Source organism: Proteus mirabilis HI4320, from assembly GCF_000069965.1.
Classification (GTDB): Bacteria; Pseudomonadota; Gammaproteobacteria; order Enterobacterales; family Enterobacteriaceae; genus Proteus; species Proteus mirabilis.
In genome coordinates this window covers 853,307-868,578 of the sequence record NC_010554.1, presented here as the reverse complement: position 1 = coordinate 868,578, position 15,272 = coordinate 853,307, and the positions used below count along the sequence as shown (strand labels likewise).

The following is a 15,272-nucleotide window of genomic DNA, read 5'->3' as shown; positions in this document are numbered from 1 at the left end:
CCTGATTTTAGTCAGGCATTGGTTATTCTTATATTACTGTATAAAACAATTAATATTGTGATTTAATTGTTTTTGCGATCTCAGCGACGACATTCTGCCATCCTTCCCCTAGCGTACGTACCAGAGCCGGATAGCCATCTTCCGTTTGTGTTAACGCGACAGAAAAAGGCTGACTAATCACTTTATTGCCTTGAGTGTAGATCCAATCACCAGCAATAATCACTTTGCCGTCATATCGACCTTGAAAATAATTAACATTGACAGTCAATTTAGCAAGTTTATCTTCAATAGGTTGTGTCGAAACCACTCGATTAGGGAATTCTTTTGCTAATCCCACAACCAGATTTTGCTGTAGCTGTTGATCAAGCGGGTTTATCCACAAATGTTGGTTAGCAACGGTATAATTGATATCACTGGTTTGATAGACAATGCCCGTGTTAACTAACATATCAGATAAACGGATAGGCTGAACCCAAATCTGATCTTGCTTTGCGCTCTCAGTAGTTGTAACAACCTTATTATTTGCACCTTGATAAACATCAGGTAATTGATAATAAGCTTTATCAGGCACACTTGAACAAGCCGTCAGCATCAATACCGCGATCCCAATAATATATTTCATTATTTTTCAGCCCTCTTTGGTTCAGGATCTTTACCTTGTTGTGCTTCAAAAATTAATGCGTTGCTCTTATTGTTTAAGGTCTTCAATAGCGGTTGCATCTCTCTGAGCACTTGATCTAAGCGTTGCATATTATCAACCATTTTACTGTATGCCGGTGAGCCAGGTTGGAAACCTTGCATACTGCGATTGATCTCTTTTAATGACTGTTGAATATCATTAGGCAGTTTTTGGAAGTCATCACTACCAATCATAGCATTTAATGATTTCAGAGTTTCCTTCGCTTCAGCAACCGCTTTTTGACTTTCGGTTAATGTCGCAGTCATCTCTTTCAACATTGGCTCAACAGGAAGATTGTTGATCTTATCCAATGAAGTCATCACTTTTTGCTGAATTTGCGTTAAACCAGAACTGACTGTGGGTATTTGTGGTAATCCTGCAACAGTTTGTGGCCCTTTCCAAGGTTCAACATCTTGATAAAAGTCCAGATCAATATACAGCGCACCTGTTAATAGATTGCCTGATTTTAACGATGCTCTTAATCCATTTTTAGCAGCAGAAGAAAGCTCTTTTACGAAATCAAAACTTTCACCGACATCATTCGCAAAACGTTCCGGCTCAACATGGATAAGCACAGGAATACGGAAATCTTTATCTAACGATTGTTGCATTTCTTGGGTGTAATAGGGTACTTGAACAACCGTACCCATTCTAATACCACGGAACTCAACTGGCGCTCCGGCTTGTAATCCTCTTATAGAATCAGAGAAAAACATAATATAGCTACGGTAATCGGTATATAACGAATTTTGAATACTCTTTTCGTTATCATAAAGTTTAAATTCTGTTTTAGGGGCAATAGCTTCACCAGGTAACCACCCCGTAGGCACATCGAAACTCACCCCACCGCTAAACAGTGTGGAAAGCGAAGCCATTTCAACACGAACCCCTGATGATGACATATCAAATGCAATGCCTGAATCTTTCCAGAAACGAACATTCGACGTGACCATTTTGTCATAAGGTGCTTTGATAAAAAGCTGGTAGTGCATATCTCGGCTTTCAATATTAAATTCACTCGTCTCAACCGAGCCGACTTGATAACCCCTAAATAATACCGGATCACCTGCATTAAGCTGGCCTGCTCTTTCACTGACTAAATTAATGCGTATCCCCTTTGCATCCGGAGAGGCCAGTGGCGGAGAGTCCAATAAATTAAATTCATCCTGCTCTTTACCTGTTAAACCGGGTTGTAGCTCAATATAAGCACCTGAGAGTAGAGTACCTAAACCAGTGACACCTTCTTTTCCCACTTGTGGTTTAACCACCCAAAAAGCGGTATCAGCACGCAGTAGCTCTTTCATTTCATTATCGAGACGTGCTTTGATGATCACTCGACTAAAATTACTATCTAATGTCACACTTTCGACTAAGCCAATATCAACACTGCGGCTCTTTATTTTAGTTTTACCTGCTTCAATACCATCAGCATTATAGGTTATTAATGTGACTTCAGGACCTTGATGACTGAAATGATAATAAAGTATCCAAGCTCCTATCAATAACGTAACAAGAGGTATTATCCAAACTGGAGACCAGCTTTTCAGTTTATTAATTTTTGCTTGTGTTAAAGCAGTATCGTTCTTTTCAGTCACCCTTAGGCTCCTTAATCATGGGTTTATCATCATCGGCAGTACATTTATCCCATGTTAACCGAGGATCAAACATCATTGCAGAGAACATCGTTAATACGACAACCAATGCAAATAGCACTACACCAAAATCGGGATAGATACTCATCAGACGTCCCATTCTGACTAATGAAGCTAAAACAGCGATAACAAAAACGTCAATCATTGACCAACGCCCTACATATTCAACCACTTCATAGAGAAAGTGCATTCTCGCCGGATCACGTTTTCCTTTGGCTTTATGTGCATCCCAACATAGCCAACCGATAGCTACCATTTTTAAACTGGGTACCATAATACTGGCAATAAAAATAACCATTGCCACAGGATATGAACCATCTTCCCAAAGTAAGATAACCCCAGCCATTATGGTTGAGTAAAGATTATTACCCAGCGATTCCGTCACCATAATCGGCAATAGGTTAGCCGGAATATAAAGAATTAAAGAAGTAATTAAGAAAGAGAGCGTCCATTGCAAACTATGAGGTTTTCTCGCATACCCTTTTACTTCACAACGACTACATTCATATTGATCAGCCGGTAAAATAGCAGTGCAAGAACGACATAATCTTACCCCTTGCTTTAAACCTGTTTTACCTGATTCAATTTTAGGATAAGCGGGTCGCGATTCTAGTTTTTCCCATAATGTATGACGATCTAAACATTGAAATGCACGAATTTGTAATAAGCAGTAAAGTACATAAGGTAGAAAGCTTAACCCTAAGCCGATATCACCATACGCCATTAGCTTGACAAAACTGACTAAAATACCGGCTAAAAAAATCTCTGCCATACACCACGATTTTAATTGGAAAAGAATTCGTGATAGCCAAATTTGTAATTTTCTTGGCAGCTTAATGGGTGTACAAAGCAGTAAAATCGCTATCATGCAGAAAGCAGGAACCACTTGTACAAAGAGTAAAAAGAAAGCGCCTAGCTCAACATAATTTTCGCTAAACATCACAGTTGGGATCTGCATTAAAGTAATGTTATTGGTAATTCCTGCCACTTCCATACTGACAAAAGTAAATTGGCAAGCCATTAACAACATAAATAATGCACTAATCGCCAAGGCTACAGGCTGATAAAAAGGTTGTCGCCAACGTGCTGTTAGCAAAGTGTGACAACGTGGACAGGTCGCCTTGGTTCCTTGGGCTAATTCAGGAACACTCACTACCAGATCGCACTGAGGGCACAATATTTGCTCATGTTGTTCTTCATGACAAGAATGTTGACCCGAACACACAACGGCACCTCTCATTTATTTGATAATCAATAAACAACAATAAGTATAGAGACTAAAACGGGGCATTATGCCCCGTTATGAGTTGGCATACGTTATTCACCGTTTTGCATCATCTCCAACTCTTGCCATCTATCAAAAGCTGTTTCAAGTTCATTTTCCTTATCAGCTAATGCTTTTAGCACTTTTTCTGTCTCTTCATGAGGACGTGTAAAGAAATCAGCTGCAGCCACTTCTTCTTGTAAACAACCTAATTCCTCTTCTAAACGTTCCAGTTTAGCGGGCAGTTGTTCAAGCTCGCGGATCAAATGATAGCTTAACTTATTGTTACTTCGTGTAGCCTTTTTGGCGTTCTGTTTTGGTTTAGTCTCTTTTTCAGTTTTTTCTGGTGCATTACGTGACTTATTCGCTTCATTTTTAAGAGAAACAGACTGTGCCCGCTGCTGCTGCGCATCATAATAGCCACCAACATAGCTATTGATTACGCCATCACCTTCAAAGATCCAACACTCCGTAACACTATTATCAACAAATTCACGATCATGGCTAACCAACAACACAGTGCCTTGATAAGCATCCACCAGCTCTTCTAATAGTTCTAATGTTTCAACATCAAGATCATTAGTTGGTTCATCAAGAATAAGTAAATTGCTTGGTTTTAAGAACAAACGAGCAAGCAATAGACGATTTCTTTCGCCCCCCGAAAGTGCTCTAACAGGTGTCATGGCACGTTTTGGTGGAAATAAGAAATCTTGCAAATAACCTAAAACATGACGAGGACGACCATTTACCATCACCTCTTGCTTACCTTCTGCAAGGTTATCCATCACTGTTTTATCAGGATCAAGTGTGGCACGGTGTTGATCAAAATAAGCAACTTCTAATTTAGTGCCGCAATGAATACGACCACTATCTGCTTTTAAATCCCCTAACATCAATTTGAGTAGTGTGGTTTTACCACAACCATTAGGGCCAACTAAGGCAATTTTATCTCCTCGTTGCACTTTTGCAGAGAAGTCACGAACGAGCCTACGCGTACCGATGCTATAATTAACATCTTCTAATTCAAACACAATTTTACCTGAGCGCGTTGCTTCTTCGACCTGCATACGAGCACTGCCTAATACTTCACGACGTTCACTTCGTTCAACTCGCAATGCTTTTAATGCCCGTACACGACCTTCATTACGAGTCCGGCGAGCTTTGATCCCTTGACGTATCCATGCTTCTTCTTGCGCTAATTTCCGGTCAAACTCAGCATTTTGTTGCTCTTCAACACGCAATGCCTCTTCTTTACTTTCCAGATATTTATCGTAATTTCCCGGCCATGAGGATAGTTTTCCGCGATCTAAATCAATAATGCGGGTTGCCATATTACGAATAAATGATCGGTCATGGGAAATAAAGACAATGCTACCTTGGAAATCCTTTAAGAATTTCTCTAACCATAAGATAGTTTCTATATCTAGATGGTTGGTGGGCTCATCCAAAAAGAGCACTTTCGGTGCGCTCACTAATGCGCGCCCTAATGCGGCTTTTCTTAACCATCCTCCAGAAAGTGAGGAAAGCTCAGCTTCGCCATTTAACCCTAATTTTTCCAGTACTTCAGCAATACGGCTATCTAATAACCAGAGATTACGGTTATCGAGCACTTCTTGTAACTGAGCTAATCGATTAAGATTTTTTTCAGAAGGGTCCGTTTCTATTACCTTTGAAACACGATGATATTCGGTAATATATTGCGCATCTTCTGCAACGCCTTGCGCGACAAAATCAAAAATAGTGCCTTCGATATCTCTGGGGGGATCTTGTTGTAAACGTGCAGTCACCAGATCTTGTTCATACACCACTTGCCCATCATCTAAGGGCTGCTCTTTGGCTAACACTCTTAATAGGGTCGATTTTCCGGCACCATTGCGACCGACTAAACAAACGCGTTCATTTTCATCAATAAACAAGTCTGTATTATCTAATAAAGGGGCATCACTAAACGCTAAATAAGCCCCAGTCAAACTAATTAACGGCATTGTAAATTATTCCTCACCAGCATGATTTAATAGCCAGCAATTGTGGATTTGGCGGTTACGTGCAAAATCTTGCGATAACGTTTTTTGTGTTATCTCTTTTGCTGTTAACCCAATATTCGCTAATGCTTCATGATCCATTTTGAAACCACGTTTATTATTTGAGAACATAATTGTTCCGCCTTTTCTTAACAAACGCTTTAGATGTTTCATTAATTCAATATGATCACGTTGTACATCAAAGGTATTTTCCATGCGTTTTGAATTAGAGAACGTCGGAGGATCGATAAAAATCACATCAAACTGTTCATTACTTTGGCTTAGCCACTGTAAGCAATCCGCCTGCATTAAACGATGTTGTCTACCTGATAATCCATTTGCTTGAAAGTTTTTCTCAGCCCATTCAAGATAAGTTCGTGACATATCTACTGTTGTGGTACTTTTAGCTCCCCCCAACCCAGCATGGACTGACGCGCTACCGGTATAAGCAAAGAGATTTAAAAAGTCTTTTCCTTTGCTCATTTCACCTAACATTTTGCGTGCAATGCGGTGATCTAAAAACAGTCCAGTATCGAGATAGTCGGTTAAATTCACCCAGAATTTGGCACCAAACTCATCAACTAAAAAGAAATCCCCTTTCTCTGCCATTTTTTCATATTGTTGTTTACCTTTTTGGCGTTGACGAGTTTTTAAAATTAGTTGATCAGAGCGTAATGCCAAAACCTCCATGGTGGCACTAATCACATCAAATAAACGCTGGCGTGCTTTATGTTCATTAATGGTTTTTGGAGGTGCATACTCTTGGATCACCACTTTTTCGCCATAGCGATCTACCGCAACATTATATTCTGGTAAATCAGCATCATATAAGCGATAACACTCAATTTGCTGTTGTTTTGCCCATTTTGCGAGTTTTTTCTCATTTTTACGTAAACGGTTAGCAAAATCTTCCGCCAGTCGTGTATTAATCGTCGAAGGTGTTTCTGATAATAAATAGTTTTTTTGTACACAATCTAACGGGCCATTTTTAGCTTTAAATTCACGCTCAGCACGTAACTGAATACAGCTTAACAATTCAGGAGAAGCACTAAAAAGTGATAATCGCCATCCTGGGAAATGGGCTTTTACCGCACGTCCTAACTGGCTATGCAAAGCAATGAGTGCGGGTTCACTTTCTAAACGTTCACCATAAGGCGGGTTACTAATAATCGTCCCTTTAACACCCGTGGATACTGGGTTAGTCAGTTTTGCTGCATCACCTTGGGTAAAAGTAATTAAATCGGCCACATCCGCACGACGTGCGTTGGCTCTTGCCATATCTAATACACGTTTATCCACATCGAAACCATAAAAACGCGCTTGAGTATTCTTTTTACCTTCACGGAAGCGGGCAAATGCTTCATGAGTGACTTCTTTCCATAGCGCTTCATTATGTCCTAACCAATGACGGAAACCCCAATGGACTCGATTTAAAGCGGGAGCACAATCCGTCGCCATCATTGCTGCTTCAATAAGTAAAGTACCTGAGCCACACATAGGATCAATTAATGGTGTATCGGTTTTCCAACCTGAACGCATAATAATCGCTGCTGCTAGATTCTCTTTTAGCGGTGCTTGCCCTGTTAAGTCACGATAACCACGTTGATGTAATCCATCGCCACTGAGATCTAAAGATAATGACGCTTTTTCTTTATGTAGATGTATAGTTAAACGAATATCCGGTGATTGCTTAGCAACATCCGGTCGTTGCCCTATTTTACGTTGGAATGAATCGACGATAGCATCTTTCGCTTTTAATGCACCATATTGGCTATTACGGATCACATCATTAGTGCCATTAAAGTGAATAGCAAAAGTATGATTAACTGTAAATACTTCGCTCCAATCAATTGCTTGCACACCAAGGTATAAATCTAGATCACTGTAGACATTAAATTCATTTAGCGGAAGCATGATGCGAGAAGCTAAACGGCTCCAGAGCAAAGACTGATACATGGTTTTATCATCAGCACGGAAATAGACACCACCTTGCGTAATCTGGCAAGACTGGGCACCAAGGTGTTCAAGTTCAGTTTTTAATAATTCTTCCAGACCTCGGCCTGTGCTGGCAAACAGAGAGCGCATAATATTGTTACCACCTAAAATAAAATTGTTGGGCATTATAGCTAATTGTATTACGTTGTCATAAAGTTACTGACGATAAAAAAATAATAAAACCTTTTTGGGAGCACTGATGATCAACGTATCACGCCTTTATATACACCCTGTAAAATCAATGAAAGGGACTCGTCTTTCTCAAGCCTTTGCCCGTGAAAGCGGCTTCACGTTTGATCGTGATTTTATGATAACGACCCCTGAGGGGACATTTATCACCGCACGTAAATACCCTTTGTTGCTGTGTTTTATTCCCACTGTAATGACAAATGGTATTTATATTCAAGCACCCGATGGTGAAGGAATTGCCATTACTTATCAGGATTTTCAATCTTCATTACAACCAACTGAAGTGTGGGGAAATCATTTTACCGCTTATGTTGCCCCAGATGAAATAAATCAATGGTTCAGCCGCTATTTAGGCATGGATGTACAACTTCGCTGGACGGGTGAAAAATCAACACGTCGAGTAAAAAAATCTCCTGAAACCGCGGTTTCGTTCGCTGACGGTTACCCTTATCTATTGATTAATGAAGCCTCATTTCAGTCTCTGCAACAGCGTTGCCCAGCTTCAATCAATATTGAGCAATTTCGCGGTAATATCATCATCACAGGTGCAAAACCTTTTGCAGAAGATAGCTGGCAAACAATCCGTATTGGCTCTGTCGTCATGGACTTAGTCAAGCCTTGCAGTCGCTGCATTATGACCACTATCAGTATCGATAAAGGCATTAAACATCCTACCACAGAACCGTTAGCAACACTGCAAACATTCCGTACAGATGAAAAAGGCGATGTGGATTTTGGTCAAAATATTATCATTCGCCAATCAGGTATTATTCGTGTTGGGGATAAAGTTGAAATATTAGCTTATAAAGAAGCGAAATCTTATTTACAAACAACAGAGCAAACAACCGAACCAGCAACTGACAATGCGGTTACAGCAGCCTCCGCTCAAGAGCCAAAACAAGCTGTCACTATTGAATTTAATGGCATCAGCTTTGATGGGAATAATCAAGAGGTGTTGTTAGAGCAACTGGAAAATCACGGTTATGCTATTCCCTATAGTTGTCGTGCGGGGATTTGTGGCTCTTGTGTTATTCAATTAGATGAAGGTGATGTCAATGCATTAAAAGCAGGTGCCATAAAACGTTCTGGCAGAATACTCGCATGTAGTTGTGTTCCTAAAGGCAATGTAAAACTTTCACTTAATAAAAAATAACGCTTATCTTTATCACAAATAAAAAGAAGGTAAACTGTCCTTATCTTCTTTTTATTTTGCATGATCTGCTCTGCTGATTAAGAATTATCTCATCAATAACCCAATTTTAAATTAACTATAAACTCACTTTATTTACTTTTATAAATTTGTTGCAAAAAGAGAATAATGCAGATTTGATTTTAGGAAGTGTTGTTTAAGGCCAATTGTTTTTAGCATATTATAAACAATAAGTGAAAATAAAAGAGTAAGTCCTTTTTACTCTTTTATTAGATGACTTTTTCGTACAAAAACGATCTTGGCTCAGACTGTTTATGATATTCACTTAACCGATCATTCATGATTTTTAGTGGATCACAAAACGTTAGTGTTCTATCAAATAATGCTAACTGAGGCTGGGCTAATAAGCATAAACAGGCTTGCTCTCCCACTTCCGCCACTAAAAAAAGCACTTTTTCATTGCTATCTTTCAATGCGGTTTCCACCACTTGAGCTAAATAAGGGCGGGTTGATGAATGACTCACTTCAAAATACCAGCTCTTAGGCATTAATGGCTTTAAAAAACGATGGGCTATTAATGCGTTTAACGCTAATTCTGCTCGCGACTCAGAAGGCATATCAATCTGGCGGATTTGCTCATCATATCCATAATAAAGAGCAGCATCATCAACAGTAAAAGGTGATGATTGATGAGCAGTTGCACTTAGCATTTTACTTGGAAAACGACTACGAAAAATCATTCCATTAGCTAAATCGAGCATCAACTTTTGTTGCTCGTCATCAAAATACCAACGCCAGCGATCATCGGGTTTTATTATCACTAATTATTCCCCCTTCGATTTATTACCTGCTTTTTTCTCTGATACTCAATATTAAATAACCTAAATAAAATATTTAATACCACCTAACAAAAACAGGGTTCATTTTTTTATTAATTAAGCACAATCACTGCCATTTAATAAAAAATAATCAACTAGAGGCAATATAAACGAGTTAAGGGCAGAAGAAAAGCCCTTAACTGATTATTGAATGTAATTAAATATGATTAATTATAGATTTTATAAGTGCAGGACCATGATAAATGAATCCTGAATAGACTTGTATTAAAGAAGCACCTGCATCCATTTTTTCGCGTGCGGCAGTCAATGAATCAATCCCCCCTACCCCAATAATAGGTAAAGCGCCTTTTAACTCTTCATTTAGTTGTCGAATGATTTGTGTACTTTTTGATTGAACCGGACGACCGCTTAATCCACCGGCTTCATTGCAGTGATCTAATCCACTCACTAATGATTTGTCTAATGTTGTATTGGTCGCAATTACGCCATCAATATGGTGACGCACTAAGCTATCTGCAACTTGGATTAATTCTTCATGAGTAAGATCAGGGGCAATTTTAACGGCCACAGGCACATATTTTTGATATTTCCCTTGTAACTCAAGTTGTTTATTTTTAATCGCAGATAATAAATCGTCTAATGCTTCACCATATTGGAGTGTCCGTAAGCCGGGGGTATTAGGTGAAGAGATGTTAATCGCAATATAACCTGCATAAGGGTAAACTTTTTCCATACAGATTAAGTAATCATCTTTTCCTTGCTCTACGGGGGTATCTTTATTTTTACCGATATTAATACCCAGCACACCACCATATTGAGATTGTTTTACATTCTCTATTAGGTTATCAACCCCTAAATTATTAAACCCCATTCGATTAATTAAGCCTTCAGCTTCTACTAAGCGAAAGAGACGCGGTTTGTCATTACCTACTTGTGCTCGTGGTGTAACAGTACCCACTTCAATAAAGCCAAACCCCATTGCCCCTAATGCATCAATGCAATCACCATTTTTATCAAGGCCGGCGGCAAGACCGAGAGGATTTTTAAATGAAAGTCCCATACAAGAAACGGGTTTGGCAGGAAGTGATTGTTGAATAAGAAATTGAAATGGGGAATGAGATAAGCGTTTTAACTGACGAAAGGTAAAATCATGGGCACGTTCAGGATCTAGCCGAAACAATGCCTTCCTTACTAAGGAATAATACATACGATCTCCATTGAGAATATCGGGTATTAGGAATGATATGTCTACGACGATTTAAGCGTCGAGCATCATATAGATAAAAGCACGAAAAGTAAACGTTTCAATTGCACAATTCACCATAAAAAATCCCCAGTTTATGATGTCCCTCGCACAATTCTCCTTTCATTAAGATGATGTAACATCTCAAAAAACTTAAAAAAATCAATATTTAAGATTTTTTTCATATTTATCAATAAATAAAGTTTTCTACAATTATTGAGCAATATAACACTAGTTAAATCCTAGCAATTCAGTAGCGCTAAACTTGGATAGTAAATTGAGTAAAAGAGTCTTTTATACTCAAAAATGGAAACTACTTTATGAACGATAAAAAAACCATTAACACGCACACCCCTTTACTTACGAATATTCGAAACCTCTTGATACAAGGTAGAAAAAACACAGTACAAGCAGTAAACAGCATAATGGTACAAACATATTGGGAAATCGGTCGTTTAATTGTTGAAGATGAACAACATGGAGATAATCGAGCAAAATTTGGAAAAAGAGTTTTACAAACTTTATCAGCTGAATTAACAAAAGAATTTGGTAAAGGATTTGATACCTCAAATCTTCGATATATGAGGAAATTTTATCTCACATTTCCAATTCGTGACGCAGTGCGTCACGAATTAAGTTGGACTCATTATAGAACGCTACTAAAACTAAAGAATGAACTCGCCCGTCAATGGTATATAGATGAAGCAATTACACAATCTTGGTCCGCCCGTGCATTAGAAAGACAAATTAGCACATTATATTATGAACGATTACTTTCAACACAGGGGAAACAGCAAAGTATTTATCCTGTATTAGCTGAAGGAAAACAAAAAACTACTGAACTCGCAACTTCAGTCAAAGATTATTTACGTGATCCCTATATTTTTGATTTTCTAGGACTACCTAGTAGTATCCTGCAAGAAAATAAACTAGAACAAACTTTAATAGAAAACCTAAAAGAATTCTTACTCGAATTAGGAAAAGGGTTCGCTTTTGTCGAACGACAACAACGTATTAGTACTAATGATGGTGATTTCTATATTGATTTAGTTTTTTATAACTTTCACTTAAAATGCTTTTTGTTAATAGACTTAAAAATGCATAAACTCACCCATCAAGATGTTGGGCAAATGGATATGTATGTCCGCATGTATGAAGAGAAAAAACGCCGTCATGATGATAATCCAACCATAGGGCTAATTCTTTGCACTGAAAAAAATCACACAGTAGCCAAATACTCCATTCTAAATGAAAGTAAACAGCTATTCGCTTCAAAATATATGCTTGAATTACCAAGCGAAAAAGAATTAATTTTACAATTAGAAAAAGAACGCCAAAAATTATTTGAATAATAGTCATAACCCCTTAGCTTTTATTCAATACATATTATTAAACCATTATAATTTTTTGTATGAAATACTTACCATAAAAAATCCCCAGAATATGCTGGGGATCTAATTATCATGCTAACTTAATACCTTCTTATCACTTACTTAGTGATAGCGATATAGTGTTAATCCGCTAATGCTTTAGTGATTTTCTCATATAAATCACCTGATAAGTTATCAAGGGCTTTTAGCTTTAATAACTCGGCACGCATTTTCTCTTGGCGATTAGCATCATAGCGTTTCAAACGAATAAACGGCTCAATAAGACGAGATGCAACCTGTGGATTTCGGCTATTTAAGTCAGTCAGAATTTCTGTCAATAATAAATAACCTGAGCCATCTTCTGCATGGAAAGCCACAGGGTTATTATTCACAAACGCACCGATTAAAGCACGAGTACGATTTGGGTTAGCTAAAGTAAAAGAGCGATGTGATAGCAAACTGCGTACTGTTTGTAATACATCAGTTGCCGGACTCATTGCTTGTAAGCTAAACCACTTATCCATTACCAAGCCATCTTGATGCCATTTATCATCAAACTCTTGTAATAGTGCCTCTTTACAAGGTAATTGTGCCATTACTGCGGCATTTAAGGCCGCGAGTGCATCGGTCATGTTGTCGCTATTGTGATATTGCGCTTCAACCAATTGATTACCCGTTTGCTGGTTTTCAACGGCTAAATAACCCAAGCAGACATTGCGTAAATCACGTTTAGCAATATCACCATGATCGACACGGTAAGCACCGATATGCATTGAGTGATAAACCGCAGAGAACTCATCAGCCATTTCAGTGGCTAAAGTTTTACGAATAAAACCTAAGGCCTGATGAATAGCAATAGGATCGATAATAGCAAAAGCTTCGCCCGCTTCAACATCGGTAGGTAATGTCAGAATAAGTGCCGCCAAGGCAGGATCGATATCTTTATCAAGCAATACAGCACGGAAAGCATCAATTACCATTTCAGGTAAAATTAATGGTTGCCCTTTTTGAACACGCGAAACGTTTTCTTTAATATAACGACCTAATAAAGATTGCGCCGCATCCCAACGAGAAAAAGCATTACGTGCATGTTTCATTAAGAATGAGAGTTGCTCATCCGTAAAAGGATAATCAAGTTTTACTGGCGCAGAGAATTCTCGCAATAATGAAGGAATTGGCTGTTGAGCAACATCATCAAAAATAAACTGCTGCTCTTCTCTCACCACATTTAATACATTAGAAACCGGCTGACCTTGTGAACGTAAAGGGATAACCTCCCCTTGTTGATTATATAATTCAATATCTAACGGAATATGTAGAACTTGTTTTTCCGCCTGATCTGCCGTTGGTGGCGTCATTTGACTGACGGTTAATGTATATTGCTGTTTTTGTGCGTCATAGCTATCACGTACAGTCAATACCGGTGTACCTGATTGGCTATACCAACGACGGAATAAAGTCAGGTCAACATTAGAGGCATCTTCCATCGCTTGTACAAAATCATCACAGGTCGCAGCACTACCATCGTGACGATGAATATACATCTGCATACCCGCTTGGAATTTCTCTTCACCGAGTAGCGTGTGGATCATACGGATCACTTCCGCCCCTTTTTCATATACCGTTAAGGTATAGAAGTTATTCATTTCAATCACACTATCTGGACGAATTGGATGAGCCATTGGGCTTGCATCTTCGGCAAACTGTGCTGTACGCATAACACGCACGTTATTGATACGATTAACTGAGCGAGAGCCTAAATCAGAGCTAAATTCTTGATCACGGAAAACCGTTAGTCCCTCTTTTAAGCTTAATTGGAACCAGTCACGGCAAGTAATACGGTTACCTGTCCAGTTATGGAAATATTCATGGCCAATAACAGATTCAATCCCTAAATAATCTTTGTCTGTTGCTGTTTCGCTTTTAGCAAGAACATATTTAGAGTTAAAGACATTAAGCCCTTTATTCTCCATTGCTCCCATATTAAAGAAATCAACGGCGACTATCATATAGATATCGAGATCGTATTCTAAATTAAAGCGTGACTCATCCCATTTCATGGCATTTTTTAGTGATGTCATCGCCCAATCAGCACGATCAAGATTACCTTTATCGACAAATAACTCTAAAGCAACTTCACGACCACTTTTAGTGTTAAATGTATCGCGTAATACATCAAAGTCTCCCGCCACTAATGCAAAGAGATAACTTGGTTTAGGATGCGGATCTTCCCAAGTCACCCAATGACAACCATCTTCAAGATCACCTTGTGCAACACGGTTACCATTAGATAATAGATAAGGATACTGTTTTTTATCTGCAGTGATCGTGGTGGTATAGCGCGCTAAAACATCCGGTCTATCTAAATAATAAGTAATATGACGGAAACCTTCCGCTTCACACTGTGTACATAGCGCATCGCCAGAAACATATAACCCTTCTAACGCGGTATTAGCTGATGGGTTAATCTCATTAATAATTTTTAACGTAAACTGTTCAGGCAATTGGTCAATGATGAGTTTGCCGTTTTCTTCTTTATAGTGTGTCCAAGCAACATCATTAACAAAAATAGATTTTAATGTTAAATCTTCCCCATCTAACACCAACGGCGTTACCGTTGTCGCTAAGCGCTTGCATTGGCTAATAGCAGTAACCTGTGTTTTTTCTTTATCTAAGATAAAATCAAGATGCAAATCAGTGATGGTGTAATCTGGGGCGCGGTAATCTTTACGATATTTAGCAATTCTTTGTTGTGTCATAGAAAAAAGCCTTTTAGTTAACACGACTATTTTACGGTTATATAACCAAAGCTTACTCGTCAAAAAACGGTTTAGCTAGTCGAATATTCAATTGAGCACATTAAAAGTCAA

The 15,272-nt window shown here is 38.5% G+C and carries 10 protein-coding genes; 2 read left to right on the top strand and 8 right to left on the bottom strand.

The genetic code is table 11. The features are described from left to right. Positions 1–49: 49 nt before the first annotated feature. The 5 genes from pqiC to rlmKL all read right to left on the bottom strand — a co-directional run bounded on the left by pqiC (position 50) and on the right by rlmKL (position 7,701). On the bottom strand, positions 50–622 hold the full coding sequence (pqiC, locus tag PMI_RS03825) for a membrane integrity-associated transporter subunit PqiC (RefSeq protein WP_004244677.1): 573 nt from the start codon (positions 620–622) through the stop codon (positions 50–52). Beyond that, positions 622–2,274, bottom strand: coding sequence for an intermembrane transport protein PqiB (gene pqiB / locus PMI_RS03820; protein ID WP_004244676.1), 1,653 nt, complete (start codon positions 2,272–2,274; stop codon positions 622–624). Before pqiB ends, pqiC begins: the two co-directional genes overlap by 1 nt. After that, positions 2,267–3,556, bottom strand: coding sequence for a membrane integrity-associated transporter subunit PqiA (pqiA, locus tag PMI_RS03815; RefSeq protein WP_012367738.1), 1,290 nt, complete (start codon positions 3,554–3,556; stop codon positions 2,267–2,269). Before pqiA ends, pqiB begins: the two co-directional genes overlap by 8 nt. A 92-nt stretch (positions 3,557–3,648) precedes the next feature. Next, positions 3,649–5,580, bottom strand: coding sequence for an ABC transporter ATP-binding protein (locus tag PMI_RS03810; RefSeq protein WP_004244674.1), 1,932 nt, complete (start codon positions 5,578–5,580; stop codon positions 3,649–3,651). Between the two features lie 6 nt (positions 5,581–5,586). Next, entirely contained in the window at positions 5,587–7,701 is a 2,115-nt protein-coding gene (gene rlmKL / locus PMI_RS03805) for a bifunctional 23S rRNA (guanine(2069)-N(7))-methyltransferase RlmK/23S rRNA (guanine(2445)-N(2))-methyltransferase RlmL (protein ID WP_004247681.1), read from the bottom strand. A gap of 109 nt (positions 7,702–7,810) precedes the next feature. On the opposite strand from rlmKL, the gene PMI_RS03800 reads away from it, so the two are divergent. After that, positions 7,811–8,953, top strand: a complete 1,143-nt coding sequence (locus PMI_RS03800) for a YcbX family protein (protein WP_012367737.1) — start codon at positions 7,811–7,813, stop codon at positions 8,951–8,953. A 266-nt stretch (positions 8,954–9,219) separates the two neighbouring features. Here PMI_RS03800 and PMI_RS03795 read toward each other — a convergent pair whose 3' ends face one another. Both PMI_RS03795 and pyrD read right to left on the bottom strand, forming a co-directional pair. After that, the gene (locus PMI_RS03795) at positions 9,220–9,771 is read right to left on the bottom strand and encodes a cell division protein ZapC (RefSeq protein ID WP_012367736.1); all 552 of its coding nucleotides are present in this window, start codon (positions 9,769–9,771) and stop codon (positions 9,220–9,222) included. A gap of 214 nt (positions 9,772–9,985) precedes the next feature. Then, positions 9,986–10,996, bottom strand: coding sequence for a quinone-dependent dihydroorotate dehydrogenase (pyrD, locus tag PMI_RS03790; protein WP_004251935.1), 1,011 nt, complete (start codon positions 10,994–10,996; stop codon positions 9,986–9,988). A gap of 356 nt (positions 10,997–11,352) precedes the next feature. Between pyrD and PMI_RS03785 the strand changes: the two genes are divergently transcribed. Next, positions 11,353–12,384: a PDDEXK nuclease domain-containing protein gene (locus tag PMI_RS03785; protein WP_004247678.1), complete on the top strand. Its 1,032-nt coding sequence runs from the start codon at positions 11,353–11,355 to the stop codon at positions 12,382–12,384. A 161-nt stretch (positions 12,385–12,545) separates the two neighbouring features. Here the strand turns inward: PMI_RS03785 and pepN are convergent, their stop codons facing one another. Then, a complete protein-coding gene (gene pepN / locus PMI_RS03780; RefSeq protein ID WP_012367735.1) occupies positions 12,546–15,161 on the bottom strand; it encodes an aminopeptidase N in 2,616 nt (871 codons plus the stop codon). Positions 15,162–15,272 lie beyond the last annotated feature (111 nt).